At 65.0% G+C, this 18746-nt stretch carries 19 protein-coding genes; 3 read left to right on the top strand and 16 right to left on the bottom strand.

Translation table 11 applies throughout. The annotated features are described in order from the left end of the window. Positions 1-318 precede the first annotated feature (318 nt). The 11 genes from AC5P9I_RS20030 to moaA form a co-directional block, all read right to left on the bottom strand. Positions 319-987: a sulfate/molybdate ABC transporter ATP-binding protein gene (locus AC5P9I_RS20030; protein ID WP_049469640.1), complete on the bottom strand. Its 669-nt coding sequence runs from the start codon at positions 985-987 to the stop codon at positions 319-321. Beyond that, a complete protein-coding gene (gene modB, locus AC5P9I_RS20025) occupies positions 977-1660 on the bottom strand; it encodes a molybdate ABC transporter permease subunit (protein WP_130767975.1) in 684 nt (227 codons plus the stop codon). The genes AC5P9I_RS20030 and modB overlap by 11 nt, the downstream gene beginning before the upstream one ends. A gap of 3 nt (positions 1661-1663) precedes the next feature. After that, a complete protein-coding gene (gene modA / locus AC5P9I_RS20020) occupies positions 1664-2407 on the bottom strand; it encodes a molybdate ABC transporter substrate-binding protein (protein WP_130767974.1) in 744 nt (247 codons plus the stop codon). Positions 2408-2426: 19 nt separating this feature from the next. Continuing rightward, entirely contained in the window at positions 2427-3203 is a 777-nt protein-coding gene (locus AC5P9I_RS20015; RefSeq protein ID WP_049469633.1) for a helix-turn-helix domain-containing protein, read from the bottom strand. A 68-nt stretch (positions 3204-3271) separates the two neighbouring features. Then, positions 3272-3637, bottom strand: a complete 366-nt coding sequence (locus AC5P9I_RS20010) for a hypothetical protein (protein ID WP_049469631.1) — start codon at positions 3635-3637, stop codon at positions 3272-3274. Beyond that, positions 3634-4176, bottom strand: a complete 543-nt coding sequence (mobA, locus tag AC5P9I_RS20005; protein ID WP_049469628.1) for a molybdenum cofactor guanylyltransferase — start codon at positions 4174-4176, stop codon at positions 3634-3636. The genes AC5P9I_RS20010 and mobA overlap by 4 nt, the downstream gene beginning before the upstream one ends. A 108-nt stretch (positions 4177-4284) precedes the next feature. Next, positions 4285-4785: a molybdenum cofactor biosynthesis protein MoaE gene (locus tag AC5P9I_RS20000; RefSeq protein ID WP_049469626.1), complete on the bottom strand. Its 501-nt coding sequence runs from the start codon at positions 4783-4785 to the stop codon at positions 4285-4287. A 3-nt stretch (positions 4786-4788) separates the two neighbouring features. Further along, complete coding sequence (locus AC5P9I_RS19995) at positions 4789-5049, bottom strand: MoaD/ThiS family protein (protein WP_049469623.1); 261 nt, start codon at positions 5047-5049, stop codon at positions 4789-4791. Continuing rightward, positions 5049-6302: a molybdopterin molybdotransferase MoeA gene (locus tag AC5P9I_RS19990; RefSeq protein ID WP_049469620.1), complete on the bottom strand. Its 1254-nt coding sequence runs from the start codon at positions 6300-6302 to the stop codon at positions 5049-5051. Before AC5P9I_RS19990 ends, AC5P9I_RS19995 begins: the two co-directional genes overlap by 1 nt. Further along, positions 6302-7297, bottom strand: a complete 996-nt coding sequence (gene moaCB / locus AC5P9I_RS19985; RefSeq protein WP_049469616.1) for a bifunctional molybdenum cofactor biosynthesis protein MoaC/MoaB — start codon at positions 7295-7297, stop codon at positions 6302-6304. Before moaCB ends, AC5P9I_RS19990 begins: the two co-directional genes overlap by 1 nt. 8 nt (positions 7298-7305) lie before the next feature. Continuing rightward, on the bottom strand, positions 7306-8286 hold the full coding sequence (gene moaA / locus AC5P9I_RS19980; protein ID WP_049469613.1) for a GTP 3',8-cyclase MoaA: 981 nt from the start codon (positions 8284-8286) through the stop codon (positions 7306-7308). A 564-nt stretch (positions 8287-8850) separates the two neighbouring features. On the opposite strand from moaA, the gene AC5P9I_RS19975 reads away from it, so the two are divergent. Continuing rightward, positions 8851-9225 carry a hypothetical protein gene (locus tag AC5P9I_RS19975; RefSeq protein WP_049469609.1) on the top strand — a complete coding sequence of 125 codons (375 nt, stop codon included), beginning with the start codon at positions 8851-8853 and terminating at the stop codon, positions 9223-9225. A gap of 49 nt (positions 9226-9274) precedes the next feature. Here AC5P9I_RS19975 and AC5P9I_RS19970 read toward each other — a convergent pair whose 3' ends face one another. Continuing rightward, the gene (locus AC5P9I_RS19970) at positions 9275-9760 is read right to left on the bottom strand and encodes a hypothetical protein (RefSeq protein WP_223224778.1); all 486 of its coding nucleotides are present in this window, start codon (positions 9758-9760) and stop codon (positions 9275-9277) included. Positions 9761-9800: 40 nt separating this feature from the next. Between AC5P9I_RS19970 and AC5P9I_RS19965 the strand changes: the two genes are divergently transcribed. Further along, a complete protein-coding gene (locus tag AC5P9I_RS19965; protein WP_187756572.1) occupies positions 9801-10199 on the top strand; it encodes a hypothetical protein in 399 nt (132 codons plus the stop codon). 44 nt (positions 10200-10243) lie between these two features. On the opposite strand, the gene AC5P9I_RS19960 is transcribed toward AC5P9I_RS19965, so the two are convergent. From AC5P9I_RS19960 to AC5P9I_RS19950, 3 genes are all read right to left on the bottom strand, one after another. Then, on the bottom strand, positions 10244-10579 hold the full coding sequence (locus AC5P9I_RS19960) for a DUF6984 family protein (RefSeq protein ID WP_049469606.1): 336 nt from the start codon (positions 10577-10579) through the stop codon (positions 10244-10246). Between the two features lie 10 nt (positions 10580-10589). Then, entirely contained in the window at positions 10590-10979 is a 390-nt protein-coding gene (locus AC5P9I_RS19955; RefSeq protein ID WP_049469603.1) for a hypothetical protein, read from the bottom strand. 923 nt (positions 10980-11902) lie between these two features. Further along, entirely contained in the window at positions 11903-16672 is a 4770-nt protein-coding gene (locus AC5P9I_RS19950) for an RHS repeat-associated core domain-containing protein (protein ID WP_235644229.1), read from the bottom strand. Positions 16673-17028: 356 nt separating this feature from the next. On the opposite strand from AC5P9I_RS19950, the gene AC5P9I_RS19945 reads away from it, so the two are divergent. Then, positions 17029-17850, top strand: a complete 822-nt coding sequence (locus AC5P9I_RS19945; protein ID WP_088476362.1) for an alpha/beta fold hydrolase — start codon at positions 17029-17031, stop codon at positions 17848-17850. Between the two features lie 35 nt (positions 17851-17885). Here AC5P9I_RS19945 and AC5P9I_RS19940 read toward each other — a convergent pair whose 3' ends face one another. Continuing rightward, on the bottom strand, positions 17886-18680 hold the full coding sequence (locus AC5P9I_RS19940) for an AraC family transcriptional regulator (protein ID WP_049469596.1): 795 nt from the start codon (positions 18678-18680) through the stop codon (positions 17886-17888). Positions 18681-18746: the final 66 nt, after the last annotated feature.

The raw sequence follows: 18746 nt of genomic DNA, 5'->3' as shown, positions 1-18746 counted from the left end.
ACTGCACGGACCTTGAACCGGTAGAGCCGGCCGCTGGCCGGCTGCCCAGCATGCCTTGGTTGCCGGCCAGCGGCCGGCACTACCAGAATATGTAGCCAATCATCGCCTGTGCATCACGGTAGAGCCGGCCGCTGGCCGGCTGCTCCGGATTCCAGGGTTGCCGGCACGACCCTCACCGGTCATCCCTGACCGGGACCGCGCGAATCCCGGTTTGGTGGAGCCGGCCGCTGGCCGGCTGCTCCGGATTCCAGGGTTGCCGGCCAGCGGCCGGCACTACCATCAGATGTGACCCACCATCGCCGGTGCGTCCATCACGGGTCAACCGCCGACGATGCGGCCGTCCACCATGCGCGCCACCTGCTGGCCGAACATCGCCACGTCCTGCGGGTCGTGGCTGATCAACAGCAGCGGAATACCGGTCTTGTCCAGCACCGCCTCCAGTTCCTGGCGCAGGTGCTGGCGCAGGTCGTGGTCCAGCGCGGAGAACGGCTCGTCCAGCAGCAGCGCCTGCGGCTGGGTCACCAGTGCCCGCGCCAAGGCCGTGCGCTGGCGCTGCCCGCCGGATATCTGTGATGGCAGCAGATCCCCCACCGTGTCGATGCGGAATGCGTGCAGCCACTGCTCCACTGCGTCGAAGCGCTGGCCCACGCGCGGATTCAACCAGCCCTTCTCCAGCCCGAACGCCACGTTCTGGCGCACGCTCAGGTGCGGGAACAGCGCATAGTCCTGGAACACATACCCCAGCCGACGGTGCTGCGGCGGCACGTCCACGCCAGTGGCCGTATCGAACACGGCCTGGCCTTGCAGGCGTACATGCCCCTGACCTGGCCGCAGCAACCCGGCCACCGCCTTCAGGGTCAGGCTCTTGCCCGCTCCCGACGGCCCGGCCAGCACCACCTGCCGTTGCGTGCACTGCAGCGCGACGTCCAGCACGAATGCCTGGCCTGCGGCCTGCAGGCGGCGCTGCACGCGCAGGTCAAGCCACATCACGCAGCTCCCGGCGAGGCCCGCCCACCAGCCGCGCGGCCAGCAACAGGATCACGATGCACACCACCGAGGTCAGGATCACCAGCGCATTGGCCTTCCCATCCTGCCCGGCCTGCACCGCCTCGTAGATGGCGATCGACAGCGTCTGCGTCCGGCCGGGAATGCTGCCGGCCACCATCAGCGTCGCGCCGAATTCGCCCATCGCGCGTGCGAAGGCCAGCAGCAGGCCGGCAAGAATGCCGCGCCACGCCAGCGGCAGCGTGACACGGAAGAACACCGCGGCTTCGGACGCGCCAAGCGTGCGCGCGGCCTGCTCCAGCTGCCCGTCCACATTCTCGAACGCGGCGCGGGCCGGCTTGAACACCAACGGAAACGAGGCCACCGCCGCCGCGATCACCGCGGCCTGCCAGGTGAACACCAGGTTGATGCCGAACCACGATTGCAGCCACGCGCCGATCGGGCCGTTGCGGCCGATCAGCACCAGCAGGTAATACCCCAGTACCGTCGGCGGCAGCACCATCGGCAAGGTCAGCACCGAATCCAGCAGTTCACGGCCGGGAAAACGCCGACGCGCCAACAGCGCACCCAGCGCCACACCCAGCACCAGATTGATCGCGGTCGCCCAGCCGGCCACCTTCAGCGACAACCCCAGCGCGGTCCAGTCCAGATCCATGCCTCAGGGGGTGCCGAACCCGTGCCTGGCCAGGATCGCCTGGCCCTGCGGCGACTGCACGAAGGCAGCGAAGCGCCTGGCCTCAGCCGGCTGCGTACTGGCGCTGGTCACCGCCAGCGGATAGGCGATGCGCCCGGACACCGGCACCACGAACGCACGGCGCACACGGTCGGGCATCGCCTGCGCGTCGGTGGCATAGACGAAGCCCGCATCCACTTCACCGCGCGCCACGTAATCCAGCGACTGGCGCACGTTCTGGGTGGTGATGGCCTTGCCCCGCACTGACGGCCACAGCCCTGCCGCGTCCAGCGCGCCCTTGGCATAGCGGCCCACCGGCACGCTGTCCGGGTTGCCCAGTGCGATGCGCTGCACGCCGGCGCCGGCCAGATCCTTCAGTGTTCGCGGCGGCGCCTTGGCCTGCGGAGGCACCACCACCCACAGCGCATTCACTGCGAACACCGCGCGGGTGCCGGCCGCCAGCAGGTTCTGCTGCTGGGCCTGGTCCATCGTGGTCTCGTCGGCCGACGCAAACACATCCACCGGTGCACCGCGGCTGATCTGCTGCAGCAACACGCCAGAGGCGGCGAAGTTGAAATCGACCTTGGTCCCCGGGTGCGTCTTCTCATAGGTCGCACCCAGTTCGCGGAAGCTCTCGGTCAGGCTCGAAGCCGCCGACACCGTCAAATCGGCGGCCCAGGCCGGCACAGAGGCCAGCAACCCCAGCCACAACACTCCCGCTCGCTTCATGCCCAGTCCCCCTGCCTGATCAGTCCAGTCCGGATTCCCGCACCGCGGCCAGCGCCGCCAGCCGGTCCGGGTCCAGCAACAGCATCTCACGTTGGTTCACCGCAATCACGCCGTCGTCGCTCAAGCGGCGCAGTACCCGGCTCACCGTCTCCGGCGCCATCCGCAGGTAGTTGGCGATCTCGGTGCGGGCCATGCTCAGGTTGAAACGCGTGGCCGAGAAGCCCCGCCGGGCGTAGCGCTGTGAAAGATCCAGCAGGAACGCCGCCATGCGCTCCTCGGTGCGATGGTTGGCCGCCAGCGTGGTGACCTTGCCGATCTCGGCGCTGAGCAGGCTGAACAGCCGCGCCTGAAGCCCCGGCATGCGCGTGGCCAGCAGGCTCAATCGCGGAAACGAGATCCGGCACAGGTAGACGGTGTCCAGCGCCACGGCATTGCACGGGAAGCGCGCTCCGTGGATGGCATTGAGCCCGATCACCTCGCCCGGCAGGCTGAAACCCAGCACCTGCTCATTGCCCTGGCTGTCATCGACGAACGTCTTGACCATGCCCGCGCGGACCGCCGCAATCGAATCGAACGGATCGCCGGCACGGAACAGGTAGTCACCGGCCTGGAACGGACCCACGTGATCGACCAGCACGTGCAGTTCACCCAACGCGGCCTTGTCGTAGCCCTGCGACATGCAGGCATCGGAAAAGGCGCAGGTACTGCAGAAGTGCAGCGCGTCTCCGTCATCGGCGGCTGCCGGGTTCGGCGTGACTGGCCGGGAAAATGCAGCAGAGGGCGGCGTATGAGGCATTGCAGCAACGCAGGAACGAAGGCCCTCATCATACGACAGCGCGCCATCCGGCCCTGCGCAACCTGCGCCTACTCTGGCGCGGGTTCGGAACGCCGCTGCGGGCCACGCTGGCGCACGCTGTCGCGCACGTCCACGTCGAACTGCAGCTGCAGCATGCTGTCGTCATCCAACGCGATACCGAAGCCCAGGCCATCGCGGCAAGGCAGCCTTCCCGCCAGCGACTCAACGGCCTGACGCGGCAATACCAACCGGCAGAATGTCCCGCCATCGAGCAACACCGCCTGATCGCCGGCATGCAGCGACAGCGCCACGCCCCAGCCACCGCTGCCACCAAAGCGGGTCAGGTTCTCGACCGACTCGCCTGCCAGCAATCGTGCCAGTTCTTCCTCATCCACGCGCAGGCGCATCGATTGCTGTTGCAGCTGGACCTTCATGCTGTGATGGACTCCCACTCTGATGGCGTATTGCAGTTGAGCAGCAACGCCCGATCCTCGGGTGCCAATGGCAGCCGGGTCACGCCCAGGCGTTCCTGCAGGGCGCGCAGTGAACGACGCGCCGTCGGATCCTCAATCAGCTCCTGCAGCACGCGGCGGCAATGATCATCGATCTGCAAGCGCATCGGCAACGGTTCACCGTCGAATACCGTGCAGGCACGCCCTTGATCGGCCTGCAGCCGTTGCAACAGCGCGGGTGTCACCTGCGGCATATCGACCGGCACCACCCAGGCGGGGCCATCGGGCATCTGCATCGCCACACTGTAGAGGCCGCCCAGCGGGCCGCAGCGTGCGACCCGGTCCGGAATTCCGCCAAACGCCGGGTAGTCACCGCTCACCCACACCCGCCCGGCGCCCGCCTGCAGCAACAGCCCCCGCATGTGTTCCAGCACTGTGCGGCCGTGCCAGGGCAGCAGCGCCTTGTCGCGGCCCATGCGGGTGGACAGGCCACCGGCCAGCACGATGCCGTTAATGCTCATCGCAGTAGAGCCACGCCATGCGTGGCTGCGCCGGCCGGATTCATCGCGAGAGCTTCATCCACGCATGGCGTGGATCTACTGGACCCGACGCCCCCCCGAAGGGCGCGGTCAATGCCCGTGGTCATGGGTGTGGTCGTGGGACTGCGAAGCTTCGCTGTCCGCATGGCACAGGCTGCAACCTTCGCTCCACTGGCTGTCGCCGTCTTCGTAATGCTCCTGCTTCCAGATCGGGCACTGGTGTTTGACCCCCTCGATCAACTGCCGGCAGGCGCGGAACGCTTCGTCACGGTGCGGGCTGCCGGCGGCCACCACCACCGCCACATCGCCGATGCCGAGCCGGCCCTTGGCATGGGCCACATACAGCTTCAGCTTCGGCCCGAACGTGGCTTCGACCTCGGCGGCCAGGCGCTTGAATTCGTTCAGCACCAGCGGTTCAAACAGATCGTAGGTGATCCCGGTCACCCGCCGGCCCACATTGACATCGCGCACCTTGCCGATGAACACGTCAATGCCGCCGAAGCCGGGATCGGACACTGCCGCGATGCCCTCGGCCGGATCGATCGCCGCCTGCGCGCTGTCCACCACCTTCGCGATGATCTTCTCGTTCATCGCTCAGCCCCCGCTCACCGGCGGCAGGATCGCCACCCGGCCATCGTCGGGCAGCGCCTCGTGGTCGCGCAGCACGCGTTGCTGGTCGGCGAACGCCGAGTAATCCAGCAGGCCAGCACGGAAACCCGGCCAACGCAGCGGCAGCAGCTCGCGCAGCGCCTGGCGCAGATCGGCCACGGTGCCACCGGCCACCTCCACCGCGATCTCACGGCTGGCATCCAGATCGGAAAACGCACCGAACAACTGCACATTCACCTGTTTCATCACGGCTCCTGGCTCGCCAGCTGCACCGGGTCCTGATGACCCCAGCCCTGCACACGCACCGGCGTGCCGGCAGCGGCCACGCCGCCCTCGCCTTCCAGCACCACCCAGGCATTGGCCTGCAGCATGGACATCAAACGGAACGACTCCTGCCCGGCCAGCACGCGCGCACTCAGCCGGCCATGCGCGTCCACTTCCACCCGGGCCCGCGCATGGAAGCGCAGGCCCGGCGGCGTGCGCACGTCGGCCTGCAGCGGCAACGTCAGCACCCGCTCGGGTGCCAGCCCCAGCAGGCGGCGCAGCACCGGCTCGACAAAGAAGCGCTGGCCCACGGCAGCGGAGACCGGGTTGCCCGGCAGGCCAAAATACAGCGCGCCATTGGGCAGCACCGCGAACAGCAACGGCTTGCCGGGACGGATCGCGACCTTGTGGAACACGATGCGCGCACCTCGGCCACGCAGCGCGTAGGGAATGAAATCGTAGCGGCCGGCCGACACCGCGCCCGTGCTGATCAACAGCTGCGCACCCGCGTCCAGCGCTGCATCGAGCACCGCATTGAACGCGGCCACGTCATCGCCCACCGTGCCCTGCCAGACCACCTCGGCACCGGCGGCCTGCAGGCGACCGACCAAATACGGCCGGTTGCTGTCACGGATCTGGCCGGATTCCAGCGCCTGCGCCGCCTCGGTCACCAGTTCCTTGCCGGTGGCGATCACCGCCGCCTTCGGCCGCGCCACCACCGCCACCTCGCCCACGCCGATCGCATGCAGCAGGGTGCGCGCATTGATGTCCAGCACCTGCCCGGCCTGCAGCACGCGCTCGCCGTCACTCACATCTTCGCCGCGCAGGCGCACGTTCTGGCCTGGCTTCACCGTGCCCTTCAGGGCAATGCGGGTCGGGCGTCCTTCTTCGCTGGCGAGGATCTCCACATTCTCGACCGGTACCACCGTATCCAGCCCAACCGGCATGCGCGCACCGGTCATGATTTCCCAGGCACCCTCGCCGCCGTCGGCACCGGCATCGCCGGCCGCCTGCCAACCCTGCACGGCAAATTCGGTACCGGTCTCGAACGCCGTGCCGTTGGCGCGCAGCGCGAAGCCGTCCATCGCCGAATTGTCGAACGGCGGCAACGACTGCGCGCTGTGGATGTCACGGGCCAGCGTGCGGCCCGCGGCCTGGTGCAGCGGCAGGCGTTCGGCCGGCAGCGGCGTGGCCGCGTCCAGCAGGTGCTGCAAGGCCTCGCTGTAGGCAATCATCAGTGGCCATCCCCCTCGACCATCGCCAGGGCGTGGCCCAATACCGGCGCCAGGATGTCCAGGCACTGCGCCGCCGCCTTCGGGCTGCCGGGCAGCGCGAACACCAGCATGTTGCCCAGCTGCACCACCTCGGCGCGGCTCAGCCAGGCCATCGGCGTGTGCTGCGCACTCAGGGCCCGCACCATCTGCGCCAGGCCATGCACCGGCCGCGCGTTCAAGGAACGCAGCGCCTCAGGGGTCAGGTCGCGCGGGCCCAGCCCGGTACCGCCGGTACACAGGCACAGGCGCACGCCGTCGGCGGCCAAGGCCTGCAGGCGGCTGGCCAACGGCTCGATGCCATCGGGCAGTACCTCTGCGGCCACCACCTCGCCCCCCAGCTTCTTCAGCCCGGCCACCAGGGTCGGGCCAGAGATGTCCTCATAGGTGCCTTCGCTGGCGCGATCGCTCAGCGTGATCACCGCGCAGGCACCGCCCTCCAGGCCCTTCGGCGCACGCGGCTTGAAACGCGCGAGCTCGGCCTCGTCCATGCCATCCGGGTGCAGCCAGACCCCGCGCTTGCCGCCTTCCTTGAACAGCAGGCGGATGCCCTCGATGCTAAGTGCCGGCTCCACCGGCTTGCTCAGGTCGTACAGGGTCAGCAGCGCCGCGTTGACGCCGGCCAGTGCCTCCATCTCCACGCCGGTGCGCGCCTCGCTGGCGCACTCGCACCACACGCGGATCGCCTGCCGTTCCGGCACAGGCGCGCAGAACACCTGCACCAGTTCCAGCGGCAGCGGATGGCACAGCGGCATCAGCATCGAGGCCATCTTGGCGCCCTGCAGGCCGGCAATCTCGGCCATCACCAGCGCATCGCCCTTGGGCAGGCGGCGCTCGACAATCAGCGGATACGCCACCGGGCCGGCATGCAGCTCGCCCACCGCCACCGCACGGCGGCGGCTGATCCGCTTGTTGCGCACATCGGCCATGTGGAACGCCGCGTTCAATTCCCCACTCATCGTGTTGCTCATCCTCCGATGGAGGCCAGGTGCGGGGTCAGCCCGGTCTGGCCCTGGTGCAGTCCATGCCCGGCCGCTTTCAGGCCAAGCTGGGTGGTGATGCGTGCCAGCAGCGCGTCGTGGTCATCGTCGCGCTGCAGCAGCGGGCGCAGCGGCACGCCGAACTCGCCGAACAGGCACAGCCGCAGGTCGCCCCTGGCGGTCACCCGCAGGCGGTTGCAGCCCTTGCAGAAGTCACGCGAATACGGGGCGATGATGCCGATGCTGCCGCGATGGTCGGGGTGGCCGAACTCGCGCGCCGGGCCAGCATCGGCCGCGCGCGGTCGCTCGTGCCAGCCCGCGGCGAGCAACTGCTCGATCACCCGATCGGCGCGCAGGTGGTGGCGCTGGAAATAGGCTTCGTTGTCGCCGGTGCGCATCAGCTCGATGAAGCGCACGCTGAAGGGGCGATCGCGCAGGTACTCCATCCACTGCGGGAGCTCGTCGTCGTTCAGGCCGCGCAGCAGCACCGCGTTGAGCTTGATCGCCGGCAGGCCCAACGCCTGCGCCAGGGCCAGGCCCTGCTGGATCTCCGGCAGGCGGTCATGGCCGGTGATGGTCTTGAAGCGTTCGCGCTGCAGGCTGTCCATGCTCACGTTCAGCGCAGTCAGTCCGGCCCGGTGCCAGCCCGGCAGGCGCCGCGGCAGCAGCGTGCCATTGGTAGTGATGGCCACCTTGCGGATGCCCGGCACCGCCGCCACGGTGGCGATGATCTCGTCCAGATCCTTGCGCAGGCTGGGCTCGCCACCGGTCAGGCGGATCTTGCTCATGCCCAGCGCGGCAAAGGCCCGCACCAGGCGCGCGATTTCATCCACCTGCAGGAAGCGCGGGTGGCCATCGGCCTGGTACCCGTCGGGCAGGCAGTAGCTGCACCGGAAGTTGCAGGCTTCGGTGAGCGACAAGCGCAGGTACGGAAAGCTGCGTCCGAAGCTGTCGGTGAGTTGGCTCATGGCTGTTCCGCCTCCTGGTACCACCCTGCAGCCCTGCCCCTGAACGGGTTGTCGACCCCAGCCCGCAGAGTGCGCTGGGGCGTTGAAAGCGTCAACCCGGGAGCCACGCAGCCTGAATTGGCACCGCCTGTCGTGATAGGCCCTCCCCGCCCGTCCCGTTCGCCGTGACAACCTCGACACCTGTCGCAGATTGCACGTTGCGGGCGGATCACTACGCCAGCCAGCACTGGCGGGGCTTAACAGCGTAGGACAATGTCAAAAGCGTCTCCAATCGAGTGATGTTTGCAACTCTTCTGATTGGCATTGCACAGCGCCAGGGGCTCAGATGGCGTGCCACCGGAAAAGGGTGGCCGGGTTTCGAATCCCGAGTTGGTCCTGAGTGATTGCGCTTGCCAGTCGGCGTCACATTCCGTGGCGCCGGCTGGCAATCCGTCTGCCGGCTATGGCGGGCGGTGCGTGGGGGCGTTCGCGCCCACCGGCTTGGGACCAACCCGGATTCGAACCACGTACCGTCCGCCACTTTTATGGGTGGCGGCTACCGATTGCCCTGCACGGAGCCTTGCCATGAACGAATCGGACCTCCCGCATCTGCACGCCTACCGCAACACCGCCGGCGACGACGGTTCGCCACCGGCGGCGCCTGCTGTGGACAGGAACACCTTCATTGCCAATCTCAACCGCATCGGCTCCGGTGCGGCGGCCGACGGACAACCCTGGCCGGAGCGGCATCAGCTGCCCGGTCGCTGCCTGGCCCTGGCCGATGCCGATTGCGCGTTGAATGGATTGCGGGTGGTGCTGGAAATGCTGTTGGCGGCCGAACGCACCCGTCAGAACGGGGAACCGGAAGAGTACGTGGGCGACCGGGTGATGGAGGGGTTGGTCATGGCTTGCCAGTCGCTGTGCGCGCAGGCGGTGGGGCGGTTGCAGATTGATCCGTAATGGCAGCGGACGATCAGGCTGCCCCCTCCATCATCCGACATAGGCTCTTTCATCGCGCGACCGATTGTGGCCTGCCCGCCCGACATGCCAGCGGCGCAGCGCCCTTGTCCGGTGGAATCGCGAGTACATTCCAGCGCTCGGCCAAGGTGCGTTCGACACGGACAGAAAATGACTGGGCCTCGGCAGGCTTCCTCCCTTCAGAGAAGCCAATAGCTATCTCGAAGCGATCCAATCCGAGGTTCCCCGCCTCCATTCCGGAGCCATCTTCCCGCTTGACTCCGACGTAGACGACAGGACGCTTCACGTCGACCTTTGACTTGGCGAGCTGCCGATCCAATTCCGCGCTGCCATCGAAGAACTGCATTCCTTCGTCCTTGGCGATAGCGCGGAGGGTCTGTTTGAACAGATCCAGGCCCTCTTGGTCGTGCACGCAGAACTGGATCATCTTGAAGGGCCGTTTTCCGATGGCGCAAGCGCCATCGGATAATCCAAATCCCACTCCAATCAGAAGTACCACTGTCAGGAGCTTTGCCATCATCGTGGCCCAATGATGCAAAGCCGGCCGTCCTGCCGGCATGATTGTCATTTTTGATGACAACAATTCGCCCCACGGCGGGTGGGATGTCAAGGTCGACGGAGATTTGGCAATCACGCGGGACTACTACCCCTGGCTCAATGAATCATTCCTGAGAGAATATGCAAGATTCATCAGTCTATTCACGGGCAGATATATCTTTATTGCCTACAAATCAACCAATGCCCGCAACGCATACTTCGAACCCATTCTTCATTCGACGCTTTTAACTCAATCAATTCAATCAATGGTAAAGCACCCAGAGAGTCGAACCACTTTTCACTACCCGGATGGAAGCAGCTCGCTCGAACATGACGTCGAACCTAGCTTCCAGAACCTGCAAGCAATCCGGATGGAAACCGAAGTGCAGCGCCAGGCCGTGTCCGATTCCGAAGGGTGAATCCCGGCGCTACGCCCTTCAGCGTGGACTGATTCCAGGAGGCGTCATTGCTCGCTGAAAGCGCTCCTCAGATCGACGCCGATGATCGGCGAGAAGTCCACCTTGCACAGCTCCAGCTCGAAGAGCTGATCGTGATTGTCCAGGCACAGGGTGACTCTCACCGGCACGCCGTCGGCATCGGCAAGCATCGCCGTGGCAATGTCGCTTCCGAAGACCTGGGTCGTGCTGGACAGGAACACCACGCCCCCGAATCCGACGACCTCCACGTCCTCCACCTGGGCGAGCGCCAGATCCTTCAACAACCGTTCGGACAGCTCGGTCGTCTCCGGCAGCAGCCTGTGGATGAGGGAGACCTCGTCGGGGGTGAGGAATCTGGGCACGGAATGTCCTTCAGAGCACCGCGTCCGCCATCGGCAGATGCTCGATCCGCCATGACTTGGCGTAGATGAGAATGACGCTTCCGGTCGAGCTGGTCTCGATACGGAAACTCTTCAGACCGGACAGCGGATAGCCGACCGCCTTCCAACGATCAAGAAGATCAGCGAGTCCCGGCTCGTCATCGTCGACCTTGGCGAACTCTATTCCCTCCTCCCCCAGTACACCGAAGTTCATGAGCGCCGAGCACCCGTAGGCTTCCGAGAAGCAAACGATTTCCTGCCGGCCGTCCGGCCAGCGCACCTGGACCTTTACCTCATCGCATACGCCTGGATTGCTTCTATCAATGTTGATAGCCAGCAACGTGGCGTCACACCATTCGAGCGCGTTGAAATCCTCATTCATCTACGCGAACCTCTCAGACGTATACAGCTGAACGACCGAAACGTGACACCGCCGCCATTTGCTATGGCGGGTATACGTGCTCCTGCGGGCCTTGTGGAACGGCCAGGATCTCGGTACGACGGTCGGCATCAGAGAATCGCTCGTTCCGGCAGACTGTCGGCCTAAGTAGTCCTCAAATCCCGACACGGAAACAGCCAGCACTCGGCAGAGCAGCATGGTGGGATAGAGAGTCCTCTGACTGGCGACGAAGGCGTACCTCACGTGGATTCTTTGGCAAAGAACGCCGCCGCCCAGCTTTTTAGGATTTCACTCTCCATCCGTAGCAAGGAAAGACAGAATCGGTAGCAACGGGCGCGGCCTCGCGGAATCCGCCACGTCCATGCGCCACCGTCTCGACGCGCATGGCCATCCCGCTACGGATTCCTGAACCCGCCACAAACAGCCCAAGCCTCGCCCCCGGCAGTCGGAATCAAGGGGTGAAAGGCTCAGACCTGTAGTCACATCCATTGATGTCGCGAAACACTACTGAGTATTCCTTATGTTCATCTGCCTGCCCGGGAACGAAGAGACCGTTTGCATCAAACAATACTACCTGCGGCTTGCCGCGACTGACACGCAGACTCCGGGTGGGGCCAGCAACCTCCTCAAGGATCGGGTTGAAAATCTTCCAACTTGGGCTTCCCTTCTGTCTCTGCTCGGTGACCGCGCTCCGGGCAGCGACATGACCGTCAGGACCGTCGAGCGCAATCCGGATTGCGGGACCAGACATATGTGTCACCTCGAATCTGCCAACCCTGGATTCGGCAACTGAAGCCGATTCGACATACCTTATCTGGGCCTCACTGCAGACCTTGTGACCATCAAGTGTGGAACATGCCGCACTACTCAGTGCGATCGCTAGGAAAAGCGCGACGTTCTTCAATTCACCGCCCCCTGATTATCAATCGATGCTTGCCACTATCATCCCACTGTTGCCTTGACCTGATCACCGCAGGAAGAATGCTCTCCGACAAATGGCTCTGCATTGCGGCAGCACTTTGCACCTCACATTCCTGCGCGCTCTGATACCGGTTTGCGCCAATACTAGCTTCGAATCGCTCTGCGGCCGCTCTTGCATTTTCGGCCCAGCCCTGCAGGTCTCCGACATGATCCATTTCGTCACGAATCGTCGAACGCCTGATGGCAGGGGAATCATATCGGTCGCGCATCAGCACAGTGGGGGTGAGGCCAACGGCATATTCTTCAAGATAGTGGCCCGCAGCATCGCAATTGCACTTAGGGCTGATAGTCCATTCCATGGTCGTCCGAGCAAGCGTATTGGCCCTGAATTCAGATGTCGGTGCGCCCGGGTACGTCGCAGTCATGTCGCCATTTCGAGTTCCCCTCTTCCATGCAACCGGATTCAACTCCCAATCCAGCAACCCAAATGGATCCATCGAAGCGACCGGCCTCGCACTCGCATAGAGATACAACAAAATGCCACCATTCAATCCCAACGGATCGGCCTGAGAATACCGTCCAACCTCAGGGTCATACTCTCGCTGCGAGTTGTAGAAGAAGCCGCTCGCATCGGTCGCCTGCTGCCCTGGGAAACGGAGAGCCAATAGAAAGGGCAGGCCATCACCATCCGGATCCGCACTCGGAATCTGGTTGCCGAACACCTCGCTCTTATTGCTCCACTCCCAGATCGCGACATCACGCACTGGATCGATCACCACGCGCGGCGTACCCAGATGATCCGGCTGGACGTAGGCCAGCTCTGGCACACCTGTGCTTGGCACATTGATCAGTGCCACCGGGTAGTTGTCCAGCCAGATGGCCTGCTGCTGCGCCTGGCCCGTGGCCGAGTAGTTGCCCAGCCACTGCCCTGCCTCGTCATACAGGGTGATCTGCGCTGCGCCACTAACCGGGGTACGCAGTACGCGTTCACCGCGATGGTTGTAGCTGTAGCTTTCCACCACCGCATTGCCCTGCTTCACCGCGTTCATGCGGTTGGCATCGCTGTAGGTGAAGGTCTTGCTGCCGATGCTGGTGGTATTGCCCGCTGCGTCATGGGTGCGCGCTTCGCCATCCACCGCAGTCAGGCGATGGCTGGTTGTGGGGTAGGTGTAGCTGGCGGTGCCTGCCGAGGTGGTCAGCGCGGTGCGATTGCCGGTGGCGTCGTAGGCATAGGTTTCAATCGGCGTGCCGGTCGCGCCGTCTTGGGTCTGGGTCAGGCGGCCCAGCGTGTCGTAGGCGTACTTGGCCAGCACCGTCGAGCCTGTGCCGTTCTTCAGCTCGGTGATCGAACCCACCGGGTCATAGCCATAGCCCAGCGACAGGCCGCCTGCGGCCGGGTCGTGTACCGCCTGCGGGCGATAGTCCAGGTCCAGCGGACGCTGCAGCTGGCGGCCATTGCCATAGGTCCAGCCGGTCGCCGGGCCGAAGGCCGCATAGGTCACGTTGTTCACCACGATCTGGCGCGCTTGGCCGGGGCGGGTCAGGCCGATCTGGCTGATGCGGCCCTGGGTATCGCGCACGTAGTCGGCCACGCTGCCGTCGGGGTAGGTCAACGCGGTCAAGCGACCCGACTTGCTGTAGGCATAGCGCAGGGTGGTGGCCACACCATTGACGGTCTGCACCTTGCGGGTGACCTGGCCGAAACGGTCATGGCAGTACTGGGTGCTGCCATTGGCGTGCAGCACCTGCCCCAGGCGGCCCTTGGCGAAGCGCTCGTCGGCGGCACAGGCGGCCGGCGCCACGTCATAGCTGTAGCCCACGTCCAGATTGGGGTCCGGATAGGCGATGCCGATCAGGCGGTTGAGCGCATCGTAGTGATAGGTGGCGGTGACGCCGCGCGCATCGGTGGCGGTCTTGCGGTTGCCGGCGGCGTCCACGGTGAAGCTGCTGGCGCCACTGTCCGGGCTGACCTGGCCGGTCAGATCACCGAAACCGTTGTAGGCGTAGGTGGTATGCAGACCCTTCGGGTCAGTGACCTGCGTGACCTGGTCCAGCGCGTTGTACTGGCTGCGGATCTCGGCGGCCACGCCACCCACGTCCTGCAGGGTCTGGGCCAGGCGGTTCAGCGGGTCGTACTGCTGGCTGGTCACGCGCTGCAGGGCGTCGGTCACGGTCTGCGGGTTGCCGTTGGCATCGTAGGCAAAGCCGGTAGCGTGGTTGCCTGCGTCCTTCAGTGCGGTCAGCTGGCCGAGTGTGTTGAACGTCCGTGCCAGGGTACGGCGCAGGGTACCGCCTGCATCGAGCGTGTCTTCCTTGAGACGATTGCCGGCATTGTCCAGCGTGTAGTGAATCGTGTTGCCCGCGTTGTCCTCGATATCGGTCAAGCGCAGCGCAGCATCGTAGAAGTAGGACACGCTGCTGCCATTCGGCTCGGTGATTTTCTGCACCTGGCCGGTTGGCCAGTAGCCCAGCTGGGTGACCCGATCCTCGGCCGTGGTCGCGCCGCGCACGGTGATGGAGGTCGGCCAGCCGCGGGGATGGTAGGTGTAATCAGTCACCACGCCGTTGGCGTCCTTGACCGACAACGGCCGCCCGAAAGCGTCGTAGGCCAGAGTCTCGACCGTCTGGCCCAGCGCATTGGTCACGCTGCGCAGGTCGCCCTTGCGATAGGTGCAGGCACCTCCGGTCGCGCACCCTGCATCATCCGCCGAGTAATAGGCATAGGTAACGACATCGGCCACATCCGTGCGCGGGCCATCCACACTCTTCAGCAGCCCCTCCACCGGGCAGCTGCCTGCCGCTGCCACATCAGCGGCTTCGCAGTACGTGTAGCTGGTGATGCGCGTCTGACCGGAAGCGGTGTCGGTCACCGTGTTGGTTGTCGGCTGGCGCCGGCCATTGAAGGACGTTCGGGTTTCACGATTGCCGATCCGGGTGGTCAGTACCGCATTGGTTTCAGCGTCGCGCGCCGTGGTCACCACACGCTGCTCGGGCAAGCCGACCGCTTCGGTCACGGTATGGATGCTGACGGCACGGCCGCTCACCGCATCGGTACCCTGCGCATAGGTGTGCTTGGTCTGGATGCCGCGGCGATCGGTGTAGGTATCCAGGCGCCGACGGAAGTCGACACTCTGGTCGTAGTAGGTCCGGCTGACGGTTCCCTGCGAATCACTCAGGCCGGTCACCTTGCGCGACGGAGCGGTGTCGCCCCCGGGTGTCAGGGTGTAGTCGGTCTGCCGCCCCAGCGCGTCGGTCACCACCGCACCGCCATTGGGGCTGTAGGCCAGTGTCACGCCATCGGCACCGCCGGCATGCTGACTGGAGATCACACGGCCGGTGGAATCATAGGTAAAAGTGCTGTAGCGACGCCCGTCCTCCGCCGTGATGCCGGTCAGATGCTGGGGGAAGTCCTGGTTCTCGTAGTGATACGTGCGCACACCGCCACCCGCATAGGTCACCGTGGCGACCTGGTTCTGCGGCGTGTAGGTATAGGCGGCGAGCGCAATGCCTTCGACCAGCACCGAACTGATCAGCGCCTCATAGTCGTTGGACTGGTAAACGAACTCCAGTGTGCGACCACTGCTGTGCGTGACCGCCGCAAGGCGGTCGCTGTCGTCGTAGATATAGGTCAGCGACGTGCCATCCGGGAAGCGCTTGGCGGTCAGACGCCCGTCGACGCCGAAGGTCGAGATGGAGCCCGTCGAATACAGTGTCCAGTTGCCGTTCTGGACGAGACGATCGCCACTGTCGTCGTCAGCCTCATAGGCTTGGCCGACCTTCTTGAATGCACGCTGGAAACCAGTACTTTCAATGATGCCCACACTGTCAACGCCATCCAGTGCCAGGTGGGCGCCCAGCGAATGGGTCCAGCCATAACCGAAGCCACCGGATGAGGTCGAGATGCCGGAATGATAGAAGCGCGTCAGCGCGATCCAGCCCAGATCGAAGTCCGGCGCGATTTCGTATTTCTCGCCCGTTTTGACATCACATGGGTTGCCGACATTGCCGTCGCAAGGCGCCTTGTTCGTCGCCTCGCTGTCCTCATCCGAGGGACAATTCGTGCCGGCGCTGTCCTTGTCGCACTTCTGCGACTTCGACGTAATGGTCGCAATGAAATCCTCGTTGACGCACGCCTGATACGTATTGGACCACTGTGTGAGGGGAACCGGGCACTCAACGCGGCGCTTGCGACCAAAGGCCGCCTGACTCACGTGGGGCGCGCAGGGCGATTCGGCCGTGTTCTGCCCAATCATATGCGTGATCTGATAGAACCTGGACTCGACCACGCCCTCCATTTCGGGCACACCCGAGAACCAGTCTCCCTGTGGTGTAACAGCGGCACCCGAACAGACAGGATTGGTGGCCTGGACGCCCGCGAGATAGCTCGCGACCATCGCCTCTTCGGTCGTAAATTCCGCTGTGCTCAGATAGGTCCAGTCTGGATCCGAAGGTTGCGCTTTTCCCATCCAGTAGGTGATCGACGTATTGCCGTTCAAGTCCACAACTTTCGACTTGATCTTGTCGACAGACTGCCAGCCGAACTGGAACTCCGGCGGGAATGGACTGGGTGCGGGCAGGCTCTTGATCGCCTGCACCGCCTGCTGCTGGGTCTTGTACTGCGTCGAATTGCCGCCGGGCTGTGAAATGCGCCAGGTGATCTTGCTTTCCTGCGCCTGTGCCACTGCGGGGGCGAAGCAGCCAACGGCAACGATCGCCAGCACGGCACACGAAATGGTCTTCAGTCGTTCCAACATCCCTGTTCTCCTTCCTGGACGAACACAGCGCCGGCGGGAACGAGAACGCGGAGCTGTGCCCCGCGTCATGCTTCGGATCGTCCCTGGTCCGGAATGCGGCAGCGCCACATGCCGCCTTTATCGTTGAGGACGCTTGCACATTCAAGTGTGGAGTCGCGTAACCGATCACAGATTCAAGCATCCAACGCCATTCAGCAGTCTACGCCCCGTCCCCATGACTTCCTGCACAGGGAGTCGGTGTTCTACCTCACTACATTACCAGCACGATCTGTCGCGAGGTCGGCAGGCTGCGGCACTCCGCTGCAGACCTGACCCATCGGAAGGGCCGGCACGCGTCACGACCCAGGGGAATGGCAATGAAGAGCAGCCGAGTGACGATGTGGGCGCTGGCCGCGGTGATGGCCGCGGCGGGCACCGCGCACGCAGGGGAAATCCAGGTGGATCGCGGTGCCTACGCGCTGCAGGCCGAAGAGACCGGGGCCGGCCCGATCACCGTGGTCTTTGAATCCGGCTTCGGGCAGGGTGCGGGTGCCTGGAAGGAGGTGGTTGCCGGTCTGGGGCGCGACTACCACAGCATCACCTACGCCCGTGCGGGACTCGGCAAGTCCGGCAGCGACGGTCACCCCAAGCGCATCGATGCGCATCTGGCCGACCTCACGGCCGTGATCGATACGCTCGCTCCCGGTCGCCGCGTGGTGCTGGTGGGTCATTCCTATGGCGGCCTGCTGGCCACGGAGTTTGCACGCCGCCATCCGGAGCGCCTGCAGGGCCTGGTGCTGGTGGACCCGGCCACGATGGGTCAGCGCCATGCGTTCAAGCAGGCCGACAGTGCCCGCGTGCAGGCAGATGATGCCCAGCTGCGGGCGATGCTGCCGCCAGCCATGGCCGCCGACTACGCCGTGCTGACCGAACAGCTGGATGCACCGGGTGCGGAAACCCCGCGCACGATGCCGGACTTGCCGGTGGCGCTGCTGACTGCAACGCGGCTGGCTGCCGAACCGCTGTTCTTCGAAGAAACCGCAGCGGGCAAGGCACTCTGGAAGGCGCAGCACGCCCTGCTCTTCTCGGGCTTCACGCGTGGCTCGCATCGCTACCTGGCAACCGGCCACACCGTCCAGCGCGAGGACCCTGCTGCGGTGGTGGCCGCGATTCAATCTGTCTCCGGCACCTCGAAGTAGCTGTTCCAGGCAGGGGCTTCCCGGGTTGTTCCCCGCTACTGCCCACGCAGGCGAACCGCAAAGTACCGCGCCGGGGAAAGGCCAAGCGCTTTCTTGAACATCGTGATGAAGGCCGTCACCGACTCATAGCCCAGCGTCTCGGAAACGCGTTGTACCGATGCGCCCGCGGCAAGTTCCCGAATAGCGATGAGCAGGTGCAGCTGCTGCCGCCAGCGCCCGAAGGACAATCCCGTTTCTCGCTCAACGAGCCGGGTCAACGTGCGCTCGCCCAGGGCCAGGCGCATGGCCCACTGGCGGATGGTGCTGCGATCTGCCGGATCCGCCGACAGCGCCGCCGCCAACGCCCGCACCTTCGGGTGATGGCTGACCGGCAGCGACAGATGCTCGGCCGGCATCTGCACCAGTTCGTCCAGCAGCACCCGCGCCAACCGGTCGGTGTGGCTGCCATGCGGGTAGTCCAGCGGCGCGTCGGCCAGGTGCAGGATCATCTCGCGCAGCATCGGCGAGATCGCCAGCGTCACGCACTGCGCCGGCAGGTCGACGACGCCGGGCTCGACGAACAGGTAGCACAGGCGCGCGTTGGCGGTGGCGCGATTGCTGTGCGGCATGCCGCCCGGGATCCAGACGCCACACTGGGGCGGCACGATCCACAGCGCGTTGGCCACTTCGCAGGTCACCGCCCCATGCAGCGCAAGAATCAGCTGGCCCTTGCGGTGCTCATGCACGGGAATCTCTGCGTCGTGCTCGGCCACCTGCAGGCGGCTGGCGACCGCCGGGCGATCGGTCTCGTCCGGGTCCAGGTCAAAGCCGGGGAGCGAAATGCGAGCCATTCTCACATTGGCCGGTTTCAGCGATTGATTGTCATTGTAGCGAAATTCTCCAGTGCGGCCGATCAC

This window comes from Stenotrophomonas sp. YJH_SMC_29, from assembly GCF_059371235.1.
Note: the sequence above shows the minus strand (reverse complement) of the source record. Positions and strands in the feature narration are given on the sequence as shown.